General features: G+C 46.1%; 14 protein-coding genes and 1 other RNA gene. 3 read left to right on the top strand and 12 right to left on the bottom strand.

Annotated elements, in window-relative coordinates:
* Nucleotides 1-96 precede the first annotated feature (96 nt).
* From OOK74_RS08545 to OOK74_RS08515, 7 genes are read right to left on the bottom strand one after another with little or no spacing between them, the layout of a single operon-like run.
* The gene (locus OOK74_RS08545; RefSeq protein ID WP_278182607.1) at nucleotides 97-2310 is read right to left on the bottom strand and encodes a glycoside hydrolase family 2 protein; all 2214 of its coding nucleotides are present in this window, start codon (nucleotides 2308-2310) and stop codon (nucleotides 97-99) included.
* Nucleotides 2307-5087, bottom strand: a complete 2781-nt coding sequence (locus tag OOK74_RS08540; protein ID WP_278182606.1) for a response regulator — start codon at nucleotides 5085-5087, stop codon at nucleotides 2307-2309. The genes OOK74_RS08545 and OOK74_RS08540 overlap by 4 nt, the downstream gene beginning before the upstream one ends.
* Nucleotides 5081-5533 (bottom strand): globin family protein, encoded by a 453-nt coding sequence (locus tag OOK74_RS08535; protein WP_278182605.1) that lies wholly within the window; start codon nucleotides 5531-5533, stop codon nucleotides 5081-5083. Before OOK74_RS08535 ends, OOK74_RS08540 begins: the two co-directional genes overlap by 7 nt.
* Nucleotides 5534-6886 carry a DUF3131 domain-containing protein gene (locus OOK74_RS08530; RefSeq protein ID WP_274722954.1) on the bottom strand — a complete coding sequence of 451 codons (1353 nt, stop codon included), beginning with the start codon at nucleotides 6884-6886 and terminating at the stop codon, nucleotides 5534-5536. It abuts the gene before it with no gap.
* A complete protein-coding gene (locus OOK74_RS08525; protein ID WP_274722955.1) occupies nucleotides 6871-8442 on the bottom strand; it encodes a DUF3131 domain-containing protein in 1572 nt (523 codons plus the stop codon). The genes OOK74_RS08530 and OOK74_RS08525 overlap by 16 nt, the downstream gene beginning before the upstream one ends.
* A gap of 19 nt (nucleotides 8443-8461) precedes the next feature.
* On the bottom strand, nucleotides 8462-9826 hold the full coding sequence (locus tag OOK74_RS08520; protein ID WP_278182604.1) for a DUF3131 domain-containing protein: 1365 nt from the start codon (nucleotides 9824-9826) through the stop codon (nucleotides 8462-8464).
* Between the two features lies 1 nt (nucleotide 9827).
* Nucleotides 9828-11519 (bottom strand): glycosyltransferase, encoded by a 1692-nt coding sequence (locus tag OOK74_RS08515; RefSeq protein ID WP_278182603.1) that lies wholly within the window; start codon nucleotides 11517-11519, stop codon nucleotides 9828-9830.
* 284 nt (nucleotides 11520-11803) lie between these two features.
* On the opposite strand from OOK74_RS08515, the gene opgC reads away from it, so the two are divergent.
* The gene (gene opgC, locus OOK74_RS08510) at nucleotides 11804-13006 is read left to right on the top strand and encodes an OpgC domain-containing protein (RefSeq protein WP_278182602.1); all 1203 of its coding nucleotides are present in this window, start codon (nucleotides 11804-11806) and stop codon (nucleotides 13004-13006) included.
* A gap of 234 nt (nucleotides 13007-13240) precedes the next feature.
* Here the strand turns inward: opgC and OOK74_RS08505 are convergent, their stop codons facing one another.
* The 4 genes from OOK74_RS08505 to smpB all read right to left on the bottom strand — a co-directional run bounded on the left by OOK74_RS08505 (nucleotide 13241) and on the right by smpB (nucleotide 18040).
* A complete protein-coding gene (locus OOK74_RS08505; protein WP_278182601.1) occupies nucleotides 13241-16174 on the bottom strand; it encodes a DEAD/DEAH box helicase family protein in 2934 nt (977 codons plus the stop codon).
* Nucleotides 16175-16177: 3 nt separating this feature from the next.
* On the bottom strand, nucleotides 16178-16756 hold the full coding sequence (locus OOK74_RS08500; protein WP_278182600.1) for a class I SAM-dependent methyltransferase: 579 nt from the start codon (nucleotides 16754-16756) through the stop codon (nucleotides 16178-16180).
* Nucleotides 16757-17119: 363 nt separating this feature from the next.
* Nucleotides 17120-17486: a transfer-messenger RNA gene (gene ssrA / locus OOK74_RS08495) on the bottom strand.
* Nucleotides 17487-17554: 68 nt separating this feature from the next.
* Nucleotides 17555-18040 carry an SsrA-binding protein SmpB gene (smpB, locus tag OOK74_RS08490; RefSeq protein ID WP_166014525.1) on the bottom strand — a complete coding sequence of 162 codons (486 nt, stop codon included), beginning with the start codon at nucleotides 18038-18040 and terminating at the stop codon, nucleotides 17555-17557.
* Nucleotides 18041-18283: 243 nt separating this feature from the next.
* Between smpB and OOK74_RS08485 the strand changes: the two genes are divergently transcribed.
* Nucleotides 18284-18718 (top strand): SRPBCC family protein, encoded by a 435-nt coding sequence (locus tag OOK74_RS08485; RefSeq protein WP_166014526.1) that lies wholly within the window; start codon nucleotides 18284-18286, stop codon nucleotides 18716-18718.
* Nucleotides 18719-18720: 2 nt separating this feature from the next.
* Nucleotides 18721-19035, top strand: coding sequence for an RnfH family protein (locus OOK74_RS08480; protein ID WP_278183262.1), 315 nt, complete (start codon nucleotides 18721-18723; stop codon nucleotides 19033-19035).
* Between the two features lie 83 nt (nucleotides 19036-19118).
* Here OOK74_RS08480 and bamE read toward each other — a convergent pair whose 3' ends face one another.
* On the bottom strand, nucleotides 19119-19475 hold the full coding sequence (gene bamE / locus OOK74_RS08475) for an outer membrane protein assembly factor BamE (protein WP_274723547.1): 357 nt from the start codon (nucleotides 19473-19475) through the stop codon (nucleotides 19119-19121).
* Between the last annotated feature and the right edge of the window lie 112 nt (nucleotides 19476-19587).

The raw sequence follows: 19587 nt of genomic DNA, 5'->3' as shown, positions 1-19587 counted from the left end.
CGTCTCTTGAAGCCTCTTAGATCTCTTGAAGCCTCTTAGGTCCGCGCGCTAAACCTTGCGGCGCTAAGTTGCTCAAACCGAATCACTTAGCGCGAATTATTGAGTGGTAATGGTAAAGTAGCGGCTATTTTTGCCTAATGAATGGCCATCACTGTCCTGCAGTTCAGTCACCAGCAGTAAAGGCTGGCTTGAACGTGGCGTGATCGTCAGTTCTGTCACTTTAAAACCAGTGTCTGCCAGTAGATCGAGCCATTGTTCACCTTCGGCTAATTTACGTTCATCTTGTAATACTTGCCAACGCAGTTTGGCATCGCGGTAATCTTGCCAACGGTCGTTGATGGCCCATAGGCCAATTTTGCCACTTTTGCCCACCTGCCAGGTGAGGGTGATCGGTTCAATTGAAGGCAGCACAGGTTGATAGGCTTTCTGTAACGCAAAATAACCGGGTTTGGGGACTCGTTGATAATCCTGTACCGCCCAGTTAATCGAAGGCCAAGTTTCGCTAAACATAAATTGAAACAGCGCGGCGACAGGTTGATAGCGCTGCCGACGATAGCTCTCCGCGGCCAGTTGGATAGAATTGGCCTGATACGCTTGGCTATGGGCAATAAACTCTTCAATCGTGTTGCCGCGGGATATTTTAGCATTGCGAAAAGTTTCTAATGGCTGAAAGTTATGGTACTGCCAGATATCCCAACCCGGATCATTAGGGTCGGTGCTGGTAGGCCACATTTGCTGGTCGGGAATAATCGTGCGTAAGGTGGTGAGATTGGGTAGTGCTTGAGCACCAAATTCGCTAATGATCGAGTTTTTGGCTACGTTCAAAAAATCGTTTGCGACGCCAAAATACCAACCTTGCCAGTAGTGTTCGCTGACTGCGGACCAGCGATTAATGATCCGGCTCTGATCTTCACTTAATGTGGCAGCAACGGTTGCTGCGAGCTGCCGATTTAAATCTGGCGTCCAATCGGCGAATTTCTGTTTCATCCAAATCGAGTCAAAGGGCGGTTCATTTTGACCTGACCATACAATGATTGATGGGTGATTTGCCCATTGTCGCAGTAAATCTTTGGCCTGCTGAGCGGCTTTTTGCGCAAAACTGGGGTTGTCATCGTATCCCCATTGCAGCGGCATATCTTGCCAAATCAGCATGCCGGCTTGATCCGCTTGATCGTACAGCGCTTGACTGGCGATGTGCGCATGCACTCGCACCGCATTGATATTGGCTTTACGCATCAGTTGTAAATCGCGTTGATAGTTAGCTGCAGTCATGGTGCCGAGCCAAGGCGATCCAATATAGTTGGTGCCTCGGATAAACAGCCGATGACCATTGAGTAACCAAGCTTTTTTATCCGGCGTGGCGCGAATTTCTCTTAGCCCAGTTTGGGTAATTTTTTGATCCATTAGGCCGTTAGCATCAGATAGCGTTGCCTCAATACGATATAGGTTTTGTGCGCCATAGCCGTATGGCCACCACAGTTTGGCGTCTGGCATCGGTATTGCGGCAGAAAGCGACATTGGGCTGTGCGCAGAACCATGCAATTGCACCGTCTGCGTTAATTGATAGTGTTGGCCTGAAAAATTAATCGGTACTACGCGTAACGTCAGTAATGCCTCACGCGGATGATTAACCCGATAATTGAGGCGAATATTTAAGGCGGGATGATCCAATCCGCGGCTCCAGTCGGCGATGGCTATCGTGTCATCAATCACTGCACCACGGCTAATATGCAAAGTAACCGGTTGCCAAATTCCCCCTGAGTTGGCATCTTGCCCTTGGCTCGACCAAGCGCCACCCGGGCGCGTATCATGCTGTGATAATACTCCCTTGATCGCTTGCTTATGCAGCGGCCAAACCTCGCCGATGGGTTCAAATGGGCTGGTGACTTTGACTCGTAGTTCATTTTGTTGTTGCAATAGGTTGGTGGCATCAAACTGAAAACGTTGAAAATAGCCTTCATGTTGCCCGATGCGTTGCTGATTGAGCCAAACCTCGGCCTGATAATCTACCCCAGCAAAAATCAAGGTAGCTAATTGATCGGCGCGCAGTGCCGGTTGGCGAAACTCAGTGCGATACCAGAGTGCACCATGATGATCGACACCCGCGCTGTACCAGTTGGCCGGCACCGCAATGGTTTGCCATGTTGCTGGTCGATTGGTGGCGCGTATATCGTCAAACGGCGGATTGGCATCGTGATATTGCCACTGACCATCAAGGGAGTAGGTATTTGGAGTAGTGTGTAATGGAAACCAAGCACAACCTTGCAGCATTAAAGCCAACAATCCTATTCCGCGATAGATGTGCGTCATTTAGCCTCCAACGTGGTGTGCAGTGCCTGTTGCAGTTGTAGGCACAAGGGTTCCAGTTGCCGCTGTTGAACCATGATCGATGGCATATCCTGTGCAATCGCCGAAAATTCAATCTCTTTAAGGCAGTTTTCTAGTGCTTTACAGACAAAATGCAGTGTTTCGCCTTTAAAGCGATGGGCGCTGCGCCGGATCTCTTCAAACGACTGTTTGGTGATCGCGGCATTCAATTCTGCCTGCAAATGGGGCAGTTCATCGATGAACATCAGCGCCAGTTGCTGAAATAATGGCTGATCATTATTCAGTTGTACCAACGCTGCGCTGATATCCACTATTGGTGGCGTGCTGACATCTAAGCTCATGTTGTTGCTGTTGCTGTTGCTAGAGCTAGAGGCCATGACCGCGGCAATCTGTTCGGCTAATAACTCCAAGCGGATTGGCTTGGCAATATAGCCATCAAAACCGTGTTGTAAGCAGCGCTCTTGATCGCCTTTCATCGCATGGGCCGTCATCGCGATAATCGGTTGGTGCACTGGGTTGGTGGATGAGTGCGCCGCTTCGCTGTGGCGAATGGCCGATACGGTTTCAAAGCCATCCATTTCCGGCATCTGAAGATCCATCAGGATCAGGTCGTAGTGGGCACGTTGGCGTTTTTCTAGCACCTCTAGACCATTATTGGCAATCTCGGCGCTATGACCTAATTTGCCAATAAAATGGAGCGCCAATTTTTGATTGACCAGATTATCTTCCGCGATCAGCAGATGGTAATGGGCTGAGGATTGCGTGCGTGGAGTGGCTAATTGGGTGAGCGGTGTGGCGGGTTCAACTCGGTTATTAGATGGTGTATTAGAGGTTTGATTGGTCGTGATTTGCTCTAGAGGCCGTGATAAAAAGGCTTGCACCATAGTTTCAAATAGCTCTTTAGCATCGATAGGTTTACTGAGTAAAAAACAGACCCCGATTTTTTTGAGCACTTCCCGATCTAGGCGATTGCCGGTTGAGCTGAGCATGATCAACTTACTTGCACGTAGCCTTGGTGAATACATAATTTCCAGTGCCAAAGCCATGCCATCCATCTCCGGCATTTGCGCATCTAATAGCACGAGGGGAAAGGTCGGGCTGGCATTCATTATTTCCAGTGCTTGTTTGCCTGAGCTTGCTACCACAGGTTTGAGCCCCATGTTGCGTAATAGCCCAGAGAGTAGCCGCAGATTGGTATCATTATCATCAACCACCAACACATCGACCCCAGATAAAATCGGCGGCCAAGATAGGGTCTTTTTGTGAATATCTGCAAATACAGGGAGTGAGAAATAAAAACAGCTCCCTTGGCCAACTTGGCTAGTTAATTTTAGCTCTCCGCCCATTTTCTCGACCAATCGGGATGAAATAGTTAAACCTAATCCGGTACCGCCATATTTGCGGGTGGTGGAATTATCCGCCTGACTAAAAGATTCAAAGATCACTTTCTGTTTATCGGCCGCAATGCCGATGCCGGTGTCAGTAATGCTAAAGACAAGCCGATTAGGAATTTCAGGATCAGCCATAATGCGTAATACGACTTCACCGCGCAGGGTAAACTTCAGTGCATTGCCGATCAGATTGGTCAGTACTTGTCGTAATCGCAGCGGATCACAGTGAACTTCAATTGCCACATCGGGGTGAATATCGACCAGCAACTCAAGATTTTTTTCAGCAAATTTAACCGCTAGTGGGCGGGTAATCTCCTGAATCAGTGGGCGCAGCGCAAATTCTTCATTATTAAGGATCAGTTTGCCTGCCTCGATTTTAGAGAAATCGAGAATTTCATTAATGATATTTAATAAGGCACTGGCTGAGTTGTGCGCCATATTAATGTAATCGCGCTGATCTGGTGTAAGGTCAGTTTCTAAACACAATTGAGTCATGCCCAAGATGCCGTTCATTGGGGTACGAATTTCATGGCTCATATTGGCTAAAAATTCACTTTTGGCTTGATTGGCAGCCTTGGCTACTTCCACCGCTTGGCGCGAAGCGGCTTCGGCATTCTTTTGCTCAGAAATATCTTGCAAGGTGCCGATCACTCTTTGCACCGCGCCTTGTAAGTCTTGGGCAACAATTTGCCCCTGAATTAATACCCATCCATAGGTATTTTGCGGGCGCAATACGCGCACTTCGCAAGTGAAAATTGGTAGTACCGCTCGTGTTGCATCATGGATGCTTTGGTGAAGTCGTGGTAGATCATCTGGATGGAAAGCGTGAGCCCATAACGCACTGGTCATGATGTGGGTATCACTCTGGATCCCCAGTAGCAACAGTAGTGCTGGGTTGACTTGTAGTTCATCGCTCTGGTATTGCCAGCCCCAAATCCCAATGCGAGATGTTTCTGCCGCCAGAATAAAATCATTATGCAGCCGCTGCTCATTTTTGATGATGTCGGCGTAGTGGCTGATGTCGGTATGTGAGCTAATAATTCCCCCGTCAGGGGTGCGCTGATATTGGATATAAAGGGTGCGCGTGGTGACACGTCTTACTTCATAGTGATTATTACGTCGATAGTTGGCCAGTACCGATTCTAGCATTCTGGCTTTGCTTTCCGCGTGTATGCTTGGGTAGGTAATCTCGATGATCATCTGCAGTACATCACTGAGCTTAATCCCTATGTGTAGCCAATCTTTTAGCGCGGGGTAAAAATCAAGGATCCTTTGATTCCAATATTGTAATTTTTCATCTTGATCATAGATGGCTAACGCGATATTGGGCGCGTTGAGTGCCGTATGCAGTTGCCGATGGCCTAGCATGAGCGAGCCTCCTGAATGGATGGTTTGTGGTACAACTCGGCCTGGCGGCGCATAAATTCAAGCCCTGGAGCTAAAATGACCGCCCATGCGGTGAGCGTTTCTTCATCCCATTGTGGGTCGAGATGCTGCACGGTTTGCAGTACCGATTTACGCCATAATGCATAGCGAGAAGGGGCGAGGTTGAGGTTTTGTGGATGGTTATCGCGGGTGATTTGGATCAGATAATCAGCGACTACATGGGTGTTGGCAACCGAAAGCATATAGAAAAAGGTTTTGTAGATGATTTTTTGCTTTTCTAAACGAACCGCCTGACTTAAAGGGGCAATATCCTCATCGTGACTGGCACTAAATAAGGCATAGAAATGGGTGAAGAAGCGATCACCCTTATCGCTGGCCATGATCCGTGCGTAGCTACTATTGAACAGTTCTGCGTAATTGATGCCCATTTACTCTTCCTTTTGCATCGGCTGAGGGTTTCGCTCCTGTGGCAAGCACCTACGCGGCCAGTTAAAAATATTGTGCATCTGTGCTTCAAGATAACCGCCTGAGGCGACCGAGCGGATCAGCGGTTTGCCAGTCGATTTAAATAAGATGGCTTCCAGTACCAGAGTGTTAGTGGTGAGAGTATAGGTGCGGTTGTGGCTACCATTGGTTTCATAGCGTCCTTCAAACCAGCCATGCTCGGCATCTTGATGTAGATTGCCTAACTGCATCAAGGCTTGGGTATAGGGGGTGTCCCACAGAGCCCACAAGCCAAAAATCGCCCGGGTTGAAAGAAGGGCTAATTCTGGCGTGTAACGAGTGCCCTCGGCGAGCGTATTCCAAGGATAGCCATTGGCAAAAATACTATCGTAGATCTCCCAAGGGGCAACTGAGCGGGAGTATTGTGCTCGCGCGGTGAGGATCTGATCTTGTTGCCAGCGCTTTTCTTGTATTTGATAAACCCGTTTCGCGCGCGTTTGCATACGCGTGCTTGCCAGCGAGTTATCAGGCATTTTCCAGCCAAGTTCAAGGCCAGTCACAATATAGGGAGTGCTCTCCACACCGGCTGGCCCACCGCCTAAACGAGGATCGCGGGGGGTATAATCAATCACAAATCCAGACATGATGGCTTTTTTGAACGGCAAGGGCTGTTGTGATAGTTCAAAGCCCCATAGTGAAAACCCAGCACGGCTGTAATCAGCGTATTCAATATCGGCAATGGCCTGCGTTTTCCAACGGTTATTTTGTTGCTGGCCATCTTGCAGTAAGCCTTGATTATCGATAATCGGGCAGAAGTTCCAGCGCATTACGCTGCGCTCAAGATAGGTGCGGTACTGCGGAAAATGGCTGAGCAACATCCGCATTCCAATCAGTAAGCGCGCTAAATCCTGAGCTTTGGTTGTCGTGGGTTGCTGTTGATTTAATGAGCCATCGACACTGTTATACAGTGAGTTAGGAGTACCTGCAGTGGTTAGTGGTAGCTTACTAAGGGTGCGTAATAGAGCCGATAACCGTACATCGAACTCGGCTTGGCTGATCAGATTAAGTCGTCTGGCACTGGTTAGGGCAATCAAAGTATCGCCGAGATTCCAAAGTGTGGTCGCTGGATAGCGATCTTTGCCATTGACTAAACCAGAACTTGGTTGGGTGTTATTTTGCACATAACGCCAAGCCGTGGTAGCCCACTGACGTTGTTCATGGCTCAGCGCACCTTCATCGATCAATGCTGTACCATCAGAACGCACATTGATTGTGATCAGTGCGGCTGAGATGATCGCCGCTGTCAGTGCGAGGATCAGCGTTATGGTCTTAAGCATGATGTTGCTACCGGCGGCAATTTTACAGGGGCATCAATATCACATTGTGGACATTGACACGCTTGGCATGTAGGTGCATCGCGTAATGCGATGCCCGTTTGTTGACACCAGTTTTTTAAATTTTTGTCAGGTTGAATAAATGGACGATTAAAGGGCGTATTTTTCTCATCGAACACATTGACCAAGGTTTTATCCCACAGAGAAGGCGCATATTGCGCATCCTGCGGATTATTGGTGTTGAATTTTAAAATGCGGCCCTGTTTTTTAAACAATAATGCTTCGAGCATGATCCCATTATTGTTGGCGGTGAAGGTTCGGATCGGGCCATTACCATTTTCATACAGTCCTTCGTAAAAGCCTTTGTCTTGTTCATTGGCATTTTCAATCGCATCAAACAATCTATCGGTATAAGGCGATTGCCACAAACTCCACATTCCTAAGGCTGCTTTGAGCGAAATGGCTGCCATTTCAGGTACATACTTACCTCTGTCCGTAATCGTGTTCCAATCAAAACCATCGGAATAGACACTGTCGTACACAAAGTAGGGGGCTTTATCCAGTTGGTGTTCTGAGCGTGCAGTCATGCGGCCGGTGATCTGATAGCGATTTTCCTGCGCTTGGTATACTCGGTTGGCAAAATCCTGCATCCAAGGGTGGCTATATTTTTTGTTATTGTTGGAGCGATCATCACTGGTGTCCCAACCCATTTCTAGGCCATGCAGTACATAGGATTCTGCAACCACATAGTTATGTTGATTGCTAGTGCGTGGATCGCGCGCATCATACGGTACTAGCACACAATAAATATCGGCTAACTGATAAGGTTCTGGACGCGAAGCTTGGCAGGTTTTAAAGCCCCACAATTGGAAACCGCTAGCGGCATATTCTTCATAACCGAGCCGTCCCTCCTGAACGTAGATCGGGCGTTTGTTGCCATCCAGCATTGCGCCATACAGTGTTCCGCAATCATTAATCACATTGCTGAAATCCCAGCCCAGTACCACGTTGTCAACATCATTGGAATATTCAGGGTAGAGCTCCTTAATGATTTTCAGCCACAGTAGCATCCGACCAATATCGATGGCAGAAAAGCCAATCTCGCCAGGTTTGTTTTGATAGTCAACTTTTTGCGCGGTCTCAGTGTGATAGGCTTTATTTGGTAATTCATTTTGAAACAGCGGCAACGTATTCAAGGTAGCGAGGAATTTAAGCAAACGATGATCAAACTCCTCTTTATTGATAATGCCAAGTTCTCGTGCTGAGGTGAGTGCGGCCAGATAGGAGGCGCTATCCCACATGGTAGTTGATGGATAATTATTGACCGCGTTGACTAACCCCGTTGCTGGCTGATAGTTGCTGACAAAATAAGCCCATGCTTTATTGGCAACCGCTTGCTCACGCGGTGTTAGCTCTCCATGGCGGGGAGGATAATCGGCTGCGGGTAGCTGGATGCTGGCCATCGCGAGTGGGGTTATTACTAGTAAACTGACTAAACATAGCTGTTTGGTTATCAGCAGTAAGTTGCTAAACGATTGGACAGTAAAGTAAATAGGCATAGTCGTTCCTTATCGCAAATTATGGCTGCTGATCGTCAGCGGGAGTGGCAACGGATGTCGGCATACAGTTTTGGCAAAATAATGGGCCCATGGAGATATAGACCAAGCTTTCTAAAACCGCGGCATTGGTGGTCGCACTGATCATATCGCTGCGTTGTTGGGTGTCCGCCGTAATACCTTCATACCAGCCTCGACCGGGTTCATAGAGTGTGATTAACCGCTGCAACTGGCGGGTATTCCATGGTGTGCCAAATAGAGCGTATTCGCTAAATACTGAGCGGGTAGAAAGTTGCAGTGCGCTTGCACTGATTTTTCGGCGAGCGTTATCAATCGCGCTAGGTGGTTTGTTCGGATTCGAATTATCGATAAAGCGCGGGATCTGCGCTGCATAATCAACCCCTAAATACGCCAAATCGCCAACACTGTTATAACGGTTTTCTTGTACTTTCATGATCCGCCAGCTCATTTCGGCTGAGTCCAGATCAAATCCTACTTCTAACCCAATTAACAGCAGAGGCAAGTTAGAGACGACGGGGCGATTAATGCCGGCAATCGATGAAAAACCTTCATAAGGGATGTTAAGTCCATCGATATTGATAAACCGTTGGTTGGCTTGTGGAGTGCTCAGCACAGTGCCAGCCAGCCGATGGGTTTGGCGCAAGCTGCTAAGCGCATACAACTGATCGCCATAGCTGGGGCGATTGGCCTGTGAAATCAGTCGCCAAGTTTTAGGCTTCTGTAAACTGAGGATTTTTTTGGATTCACGCTGCATGAAAAGGGCATCAAATTGCCATTGACCAGTCAATTGTTGAATTGCCGCGGAATGTTCAGGATAGAGCCTGCTTGCCATATTCAAGGCCATCATGAGTCGGCTGAGATCGATAGCAGACCAATCCGGTTGACGTGGATTGTGATCTAAACTGTGCTGTGGGGTGAGATATTGGGAGTGATAATACACCGCCGGTAACTTGCCATCGGTGAGTGGTAATAAAGCAAGAGTCTTGAGTTGGGTTTGCAGCCGATGATTGAGTTCAGTGCGGGAGATTATCCCGAGTCGTTCGGCACTGATCATCGCCATCAGATAATTGCCTGTATCCCACATGGTTGAGTAGGGTTGGTTATCAACGGCATTCAGTAAGCCGTTGGGTTGTAAATTATTGACAAAATACTGCCAAGCAATTCGGGCCCAAATCGCTTCATTAAAGGTTAATTGTCGTGGTGGAGGCAGGAGTGGGAAATCATTACTCAGGGTTAAATGATTTGGCACGTATCGGGTTGGCTCGATGTGACTTTCAACTTGCAGCACCACATAAAAAGCAATCAAAAAACCGATCATCACTGCAATATAACTGCGCGCGCGCAATAAATTCTGTTTCCAAGACATCTTAGCTAGCCTCCTGCGCGGAGGGGGATCCACTTTCTTCTGGTCGCCAAATTGCGGCTAACACCATCGGCAGCATCGCGGCAATATTCGCACCACCCCAGAATAGATTAATCACATACCCAGAAGGTGATTCGACATTGCCCAAGTAGAGTTGTAAGCCTCCCCAACCCATACCGAACAAGGTTAAGCCAATAATCCATAATTGTGGTTTAACTAACGCCAGAAAGTTGCCTTGCTGGCGCTCTTTAGGCGTGACGTGAAATTTGATTTTTTCCCCGCGCAGCACGGTATCTAATGCCCTCAGGTTCATGGAAAACAATGCCAGATAGGAGGATTTGCCATCCCATGCGGAAATTCCCCAAGTACCAAACATAAAAGCCAGTTCAGAGCACAAGAAAAAGGGGAGAAAGTGCAGATAAAACGGCGTCGAGTAGGCTGAAATTGGTGGGATCCCGGTAAACAGATAGATGATCGGTGAGATTAAAAACACCGCATTCCACAAGCAGGCGAGATACGACCAAAAGGTGGTGCCGTACATCAGTTTCTGCGCCATGCTTAATTTAAAGTTCGCTTTATGGAAGATCGGATCATGCAGCAGAATATCGAGTGAACCGGCGGCATATTTAAAACGTTGGATCATCCAAGTTAACAAATCTTGGGGAGATAACATTTTTGATTCAACCTCAGGATGCATCACAGAACGCCAGCGCCGCTCGGGATCGCCATGCAACAAAATCGAGGTGTAAATATCTTCAGAGACATGAAATTTATACGGCGTTAACTCAGTGTCATACGCGACGTGTTTTTTCATTGCTCGACTTAATTCATCACGCAGATCTTCATCGGTGATTTGTTGAGTAAAATGGGAGATTTCCGATTCGACCGCATGTGCATAACGGCGTAATGCGCTTTGTATAATTGCTTCCCGACGGTGAATGGATGCCGCACCGCAGCAAAAGGCCGCATTGGCCCAGTTTCTGCGCCGCAGTATCACGTCATAAAACATTTGTGGATCATTAAAAAAGGGGTCGTGGCCGAGTGTGATTGGCCCGATCAATCTCTCAACCAACCAACCAACGGCTTGACCTGGGCGGCCTAATTTTTTTTTAAGCACGAGCGGAAGGCGTTTTCCTGCGGGTAAGTCATAAAACCATTGCGGAGTTTGCACCCAAGCGACTGATGGATCGCGAAAATAGCCGAGCGTATTGGTTAATAGAGATGGAAAAACTCGTGTATCCGCATCGCAGATAACAATGAAATCTCCGTCGGTTTGTTCCATGCCATTGCGTAGATTACCTGCCTTAAAACCGATATTGTTTTCTCGGCACAGATAGTTAACCTCTTCTTGCTCTGCCACCCATCTCATGGCTGGACGTTTACCATCATCTAACACATGGATTTTATATTCGATCGGGAACGGGTAAGTGATACGTTTAGCATCCTGAATCGATAAGCGGACTAATTCGGTATCTTCGGAATAGGTGGCAATAAATAGATCGACTTTAATCGTTCGTGGCTCAATATTTTGTTCAGGCTCAACACATTGAGTAATACAGTCTGGGGCACTTTGCTTGGCCACATCCTTGACTTGCCAGAGGTTGATAGTAAATAGAATCGAACCCAAAAAGGCCAGTGTTTCGGCTACGACAAGAGGGACCGCATACCATAGCGCATCGTAATTTAATGATTCCATCCACCGCCAGCGAATATAATTGGCACCGAAAACCAGTGTCACGACAGAGAGCAACTGCCAAGTAAATTCGATGATTGGATTTGGCTTTAGTGGTGGTGGCGGAGTCCTTTCTTCAAAACATGAAAAATAAAAATTTGCCACGTCTTATCCATAGTTATAGTAATGTTATTAAATAGAGTCTAGACAAGGGTAAGTGATATGCAAGGATGTGCTTTAAACAATAGTATTACTTATCAATATACTGTCTGGCTTGATAAGCGCTGTGCATCGAAAAAGGCCAGTCTATGAGTGTCAAGCAAACGACATTGCCCGCTAGGCTGAATATCTCTTATACCTCTGTTGATAAACGTGATTTACGCATCGATATGCTGCGTGGCATGGCGATGTTGATGATGGTAGTTGCGCATGTTGAGGTGATGTCGCTGTTTAATATTTTAACTTGGGAGCGATTCGGTTTGATCACTGGTGCGGAGGGGTTTGTGATCCTCTCCGGATTTGTGCTCGGTTTTCTTAAACGACGACAGTTACAAACTGAACCGTTGCTGAGTGTGTCATATTCTTTGATTCGGCGAGCAGTCACATTATATGTGGTTAATATTGTTATTATTCTCTCGATACTTATTCTTGGATGGATAAGTTTTATCGACATTTATGAACTGACTCACTTTGTGGATCGTTATTCCGGTGTGGCTTATTCTATGTATCCGGTGAGTGAGCAAATCAAAGAAGCTTGGTTCAATCAGATCATTTTTTTGCAAATTGGCCCTCATCAATCTCAAATATTAGGTTTGTATTTTTATCTATTATTATTGAGTCCGATTTTTTTATGGTTATTGCATGCTCAGCGAGTGTTCTATTTAGTTATATTATCACTATTTTTATACTGTTATTTTCAACTAACCCAGCAACATATTGTTTCGGCTAAATTTGATTCAGCCTTTCCATTATTGGCTTGGCAATTGATCTATGTGCTGGGCATGAGTTGTGGCTGGTATAAAGATGAGCTGCTTTCCTTAGCGAAAACCCAAACGGGGAAATGGGTTATTGCCGCTATGGTCGTAATAGCCATGGTGATGTTTTTTATTGCGCAAAACCATACCAATCTCTTTATGCCAAGTTATCTTATGCTGCATGTTATCCCCGCTGAACAGTTTGATTGGCTGTATAAAAACTTTGCGGCCAAAAATGAATTAGGACCGCTGAGAATATTAAATAATGCTTGCTTGATTGTATCGCTGTATCTGCTATTAACTTATTGTTGGCTACCGATTAATAAATTATTCGGCTGGTTTTTTATCGTCTTAGGGCAAAATTCATTATATGCCTTTATTTTGCATGTTTATATTGTCTTGCTGGCGAGTCAATGGGTTAAATTTAATTTATGGGAACAGCATTGGGTACTAAATACTTTAGTACATACTCTGTGTCTGCTCGCATTATGGTTGATGGCAAAATTCAAGGTATTAAAAAATATCATACCCAATTAGTTGTGACGTTTATCTCTGATAGAGAATCGTGCGCAACCATACCCGCAGTCATTTGGGGCAGCATAGGTACACCCCAATTTTAGTTGGCCACTATACTCAAATCACTTGGAGTTGCAGGTAGGCGGCAAGTGAGTATCCATGAGCATAGACAAACGATGTGATTGGGGTGAACGAACCTAGCCAATACCGCTGCAGCTTCAAGTAGGCAGGGCATATCAATCCACCGAATATTTTTTAATTTGATGGCGTAATCACGGCTTTCAATCTCGCAAAGGTTTTCATCATCTCTGTCGCTAGCATATTGGGATAATCAGGGTTTTGTGCTTGTAGTTCGTATTGATTCGGCGCAATTTTACGCACTACTCGTAATAAGTACTGGTTATCTCCAGTCTCATCTTGAGTTTCGATCGCTATGGTGAGATTACTGATAGAGCCAGCACTGCTTGGTGTTACCCATTCCAGCAGCAATAACGCCCCATCTGCAATAGGGTTTTTACCGCCATTCATTGAGTTACCCGAAGCAGGAGCAATAAAATGGCGGGTCGGATCGAGCAATCCATAACCGTCTGGGACAAGGTAGAGCTGTGCATTCTCTTCAGAGCCGTGCTTAAAGTGACCACAGGCAATTTTAAGCTCTGGATAAAATGGGATGAGTGTGCCCGCCGTTTTGGGTTTGGCAACGAGAGGAATGATGGGGGCTTTGGTCTTCGCTGCAACAAGGTTTTCTTTATCTTGTTTGGAGCGCTGACCATATTCGGCCAAACGCAGATCAACCAGTTCTTGTACGCAATCGTGCAATCGTGCGAGATCTTGATGTCGGATGTTAAAGCTAGCCACAAAGCGCTGTTGGTCATCAATTGTGAACCAAGTGGGGGTTTTAGTGCGATTGTTAGTAAAGGCTTTAATTGGATTTTCTTGCCAATATTTGAGCCAGCCTTTATCTGTAGGTTTAAATTGTTTGGCCTTCTCCGTTAATTCTTGAGCCATTAAATCTGGTTGGCGAGCGAAAACTAAATAGCTACGTTCAGCTAATGCGGCTAGAGTTGGTGGTGTACGTAGCCCATCAAGTTCGAGCAGGGCTTCAAGCAAGATCGCTTTGAACGATTTGGTCATGCTGGTGGTTTCAATACCATAGAGTAGAAAATCACCATAATGAGTGAGCATGGTGCTCAATTCTGGATCATTTTCTTGGCTAGCAACCAAATGAAACCAACTTTGCGCTTGTTGTCGCACTTTGTTCATTTCAACGCCATGATAGAAAAATTCACTGGCGGTTGGTCTATGTGCGAGTTGATGCGCCAGTTGTTGATACTCTTCTTGCACCGAGAAACGCATTTTTTTGGTTAATTGGTGCCAAAAGTCGAGTAGAGCCAAATCAAAATTAACATGGCATCCATCAGGTAATGTTTGCTGTTGCTGTTGCTGTTGCTGATGTCTGGCTAAGGCTTCGGTTAAATGACCAACGTTGTAGAGTGTCGTCGGACGATTTAAAAATGAGTCATGATTACCAATAAAATCAATAACAACCAGCTTTTTCTTGTGGGTTTCAAGGCTGTGGCGCAATCCCCGCCCCAACTGCTGCAAAAAAAGAATTTTAGATTCTGTTGGGCGGATCATCAAAATCGTATCAATAGCCGGTAGATCGGTGCCTTCATTAAACAGATCAACTGAGAAAAGGATGTCAATTTTGCCTGAATCTAGCCAGTTTAGCGCTTGGTTGCGGCGAACCTTGGAATCACTGTAAACGGCAATCGCCTTAACGCCCTTATTCAGATAGAACTCGGTCATAAAGTCTGCGTGTTTTTTAGAAACACAAAAAGCCAGTGTGCGGGTTTGTTTTTTCTGTTGCCAATGTTGGTAAACGTGTTCAGCACGACGTTGAGTCGCTAGCGCATTATCGAGTGAGTCAGGGGCAAATTTACCATTACGCCATGGGATCTCTTGGTAGTTGATCCCTTGGTCGTAGATACCGTGATAATCAAAAGGCACCAGAATTTTTTGATCAATGCCATGCACGAGATTGCGTTCAAAGACCAAATTATTGTCGCAAAGCGAGAGAATATCCGCTTGATCAGAACGTTCCGGAGTTGCGGTTAAACCGAGCAGAAATTTTGGCTGAAAATAAGCGAGCAAATCTCGGTAACTTCTCGCTGCCGCATGATGAAATTCATCCACCACAATGTAATCAAAGTGATCGGCGGCAAAACGTTGTAGGTGATTTTGTTTGCCTAGCGTTGCGACGGAAGCAAACAGGAGACTCGCTTCGCTATTTTGCATCGATCCGTTATACAGCCCCGTTTTTGCATTTGGCATTAACTGGCTAAAGGTTTTTTCTGCTTGCAGGAGAATTTCTTCGCGATGAGCAACAAATAAGACTTTTTCTGATTGAGTTTGCAGTACATCAAATGCAGCTAACCAAGTTTTGCCCATGCCGGTTGCGAGTACCACTAAACCGCGAGAGAAGCCTTGGACACGAGTGGCATTCAGTGCGGTGAGCGCCTCAACTTGAACCGGATTGGGCGTGGGTGGCTCGGGTTGAATCTCTTGGCTATCGACAAGCATTGCAGTGCCGTATTGCTGTTTGGCTTTTTGATAACGTTCGAGGTAATGATCAATCCAAGAATGAGTTAATTCTTGGCTATTTGGATGATGTAAGATAGCTGCAAATTGTTGACGGATATGACCAAATTCAATGGCTGCGTGAGAGCTTTTCGGCAGTTCAAAATCATGGCGTAATGCCCATTCATGACTGGCGACGAGTGCTGTGCGGCTGATATTGTTAGAACCAATCCATGCGCAACCTTCGATGATTTCTTCCTGATTGCTACGTACAAAAATGTACGATTTCATATGAAAACTGTGCTCACCACATTCAAACACTCGGCACACTGCTCCACGCTCGGTCAGTAACATGAGGCGTCGCAGAGCCACAGGATGAGTGATGGAGAGGTAATCCGATGTCAGCAGCGTGACCTTAGCTCCGCATTGCACAGCATCAAAAAGCGGATCAAACAATAAATCCAGCCCAGATGGTTGAATAAATGAGACAGAAATTTCGATTTCACTAGCATGATTAATGGCTTGGATTAGTCTCGGTAAAAGAGGATCCGTCGCCCCACCGGAAGAGAGCTTGTGGCCAGAGTAGAGCAAGTTTTGTTTATCACTCATGACTTAACGCTTAATTAATATGGCATTGAGCCATTGTTCGTTTTTTCGTCCCGCTCTGAGATCTTGCGTAACCCAAAGCTGCTCTATTGTCAGGGGTAAAGAGGAGATCAGTTGGCTAAAAAGGGCTTCATTGCAGTTGGTGAAATGACGACTATCTCGCTCTATTTCATCCTGACCATATTTAAATGAGCAATAAAAGGCACCGCCACTTTTGAGCATTTGTGCCAAATGAGCAAACGTCTCTGGTAGGGACTCCCGCATCACATGTAGCAAGGAAGCGCAGGCCCAAATTCCGTCATAGTGTTTATTGCTAGTAAAGCGAGTAAAAGTTGCCACCGTGACAGCTTGATTGAGTAATTGTTCGGCTAAAGCCGCCAACGGGGCGCTAGCATCGAAAGCATCAACCTGAAAGCCCATATCCAACAGTCGCTTACTATCTCGCCCCGAGCCACATCCTGCATCTAGCACTAAACCACCTTCGGGTAGATAAGGTACAAATCGTTCGAGTAGGGAGGAGGAATCGACCTCTACGGTAGAAGAGAAAAACAACTGTGCGTTTTGATTGTAGAAGTCGATAGACATAGACTTAAGCCCCTAGTATTGATTGCAAATTGTAACGTTCTTATCTTTATTACTCAATGAGTTGCAATCTGACGGTCTCGGTATGTTTAGGAACCATAATAAAGAACACAAAACTATGGTTACTACAATGGTAACTAAAAGTCAGGGCTTAGCTGATTTGGTATCTTTGTCTGTTAGACGAGTGGTGATTTTTACCATGTTAGGTACATCAGATTAACTCATTAAAATCAGTGTACCCAGTGGTGTACCCAAAAATCAAAGAAGTAGAGATATGTCTTGAAATACCAATTGATTCTAAGTTGTTGATTTTAATATATTGCAGGTAAGAAAAAAGACGTCCTGAGACGTCTTTAAACTATGATTTGGTGGAGCTGGCGGGAGTTGAACCCGCGTCCGAAAATCATTCATCTTTGGTACTACATGCTTAGTCGATCTTTAATTTCACCAACGCCTGCGAACCGACACGCTAACGAATGGCTAACCTGAATTAGGTCTTACGCTTCATCCCTCAGGTGGGGGAATCCACGCCAGCTTGATTTGGTTTGACCTTCCTGATTTCCCCGTCTTACAAGCGGAAGCTAGGGAGGAAGGGCTCTGAGCAGGGTATTAAGCTGCTAGTGCGTAGTTTTCGTCGTTTGCGACTATTTTTTTGCGGTTTGTTAACGAGGCCTACCGCACCTCGGCATGCACCTCAGACTGCAAAATTCCCGTCGAATCCTGAATCAGCCCCAGAGGTAACGGGTGCATAGTACCAGAATCAATGCTTCTGTCTAGCTCCCATTGTTTAAGTGGTGATTATTAGCGCAATGCGCTTTTCATCACTCGATCTTTTTGGCGTTGCCACTCTTTTTCTTTCAGATCTTCACGTTTATCGTGCAGTTTTTTACCTTTCGCGACGCCAATTTTGATTTTGACCCACGAACGAGACCAGTAGAGTGACAATGCGGTAAGCGTCATCCCTTCACGATTGATACGACCAAACAGGTTGTCGAGTTCGCGGCGTGAAAGTAGCAGCTTGCGGATACGGGTTGGGTTGGCGATCACGTGAGTTGAGGCTTGCTGCAACGGCGTGATGGTCATACCTGAAATAAACGCTTGGCCATCTTTGATGTAAACGTAGCTTTCGGCAATGTTGGCTTTACCTTGGCGAAGTGATTTTACTTCCCAGCCTTGCAGCTCCATGCCGGCTTCAAATTCATCTTCGATGAAGTATTCGTGGCGAGCTTTTTTGTTCAGCGCGATAGTGTTGCTACCCGCTTTGGTATTGGATTTTTTTTTCGTCATAGTGGGCGCATTATACGGATTGGTCGGCGGTTAGGAAACGCTTTTGTTTGCCGTAGCATACGGCTATCTGGGTGTTGACTCAAGCCTCCCAATCACAGAGTTTCTATGTCATAGAACAGTATTTTTATCGTTGCGCGATAACTTTAAACCGTTTGTACTGTCATCGAGGATGGCTTGAGGTGCTAGGGGGATGAAAGTACAATCCATTTTCGCAAGCAGTCTGAGTCGTGGTAAGGAGTAAAAATGAAACAAGTCAGTCGTTCTGCCTTGGTTGCGTTTAGTGCAGAGCAGATGTTTCATTTGGTCAATGATGTGGCTCGCTATCCGGAGTTTTTACCGGGGTGCTCTGGCTCTCGTGTATTAGAGCAGAGCGAGAGTCATATGTTGGCATCGGTGGATGTCGCCAAAGCGGGGATTGGCAAAACGTTTACAACCGCCAATCAATTAACCCCAGGTGCTGCGATTGTAATGAGTCTGGTGGATGGGCCATTTAAAACTTTGCGTGGCGGGTGGTTTTTTACCCCTTTAGATGAAGCCGCTTGTAAGGTGGAACTGCGCTTAGAGTTTGAATTTTCCAGCAAGATGATTGAGCTGGCATTTGGCAAAATTTTTAACGAATTGACCAGCAATATGGTGAATGCATTTACCCGTCGAGCCAAACAGGTGTATGGAGAGTGATGATGAGCAGTGAAAGGCTACAGGTTGAGGTGGTGTATGCACTACCGCATGAGCAACATGTTGTTAAGTTAGATGTTGAGCCATCGGCAACGGTTGAGGAGATTATTCAGCATTCTGGTGTGTTATTGAAATACCCTGAAATTGATTTGGCAGTCAATAAAGTGGGCATTTTTAGTCGTAATGTGAAGTTAGACGCTCTGGTTCGCGATAAAGATCGGATTGAGATTTATCGTCCGTTATTGGCTGACCCGAAAGAGATCCGTCGTAAACGCGCGGAACAGGCCAAGCTGGCGGCGGGGCAAACAATACAAAAATAAAAGGCGGTTCAAAGCCTTTTATTTCTGATCCTGCCTAATGTTATTGCGTAGCAAGTTGTCCGCACATCATGTCGCGGAAAGTCTTAATTAACGCCTTCGAAGAAGGCTTTACCGGTCGGGAAGTCACCTGTCACGTTAACCAGTTTGCCATCATCAAATTTTACGATCAGGTTTTTCTGCACCGAGTCATTATGGCCTGGAGTGTGGTGATAAATGTAGTACCAGGTATCTGGGTAGCTATTTTCAATCAGCATTGGCGAACCGAGTACAAAACGTACTTGTTCTTTGCTCATGCCAAATTTAAGTTGTTGCACCGACTGTTGATCGACGTAGTTACCCTGATTGATATCGATTCGATACACCAAGCGCTCTAATAAAGAGCAGCCGGATAAGGCGGTCACGGCAAGAGGAAGGGCGATAAACCACTTAGTAAACTGCATTGTTAAAACTCTCTGTCCCACAGGGCTAAAAACTTGGCTGATAATAAACAAGCTCAGCGCAGATGTAAAAACCTCGATCGCACTCTGAGCTTATTCAGACTATGAATTTTGA

Origin of the sequence: Vibrio misgurnus, assembly GCF_029635775.1 — a bacterium.
In the GTDB taxonomy this organism is placed as follows: Bacteria; Pseudomonadota; Gammaproteobacteria; order Enterobacterales; family Vibrionaceae; genus Vibrio; species Vibrio chanodichtyis.
Note: the sequence above shows the minus strand (reverse complement) of the source record. Positions and strands in the feature narration are given on the sequence as shown.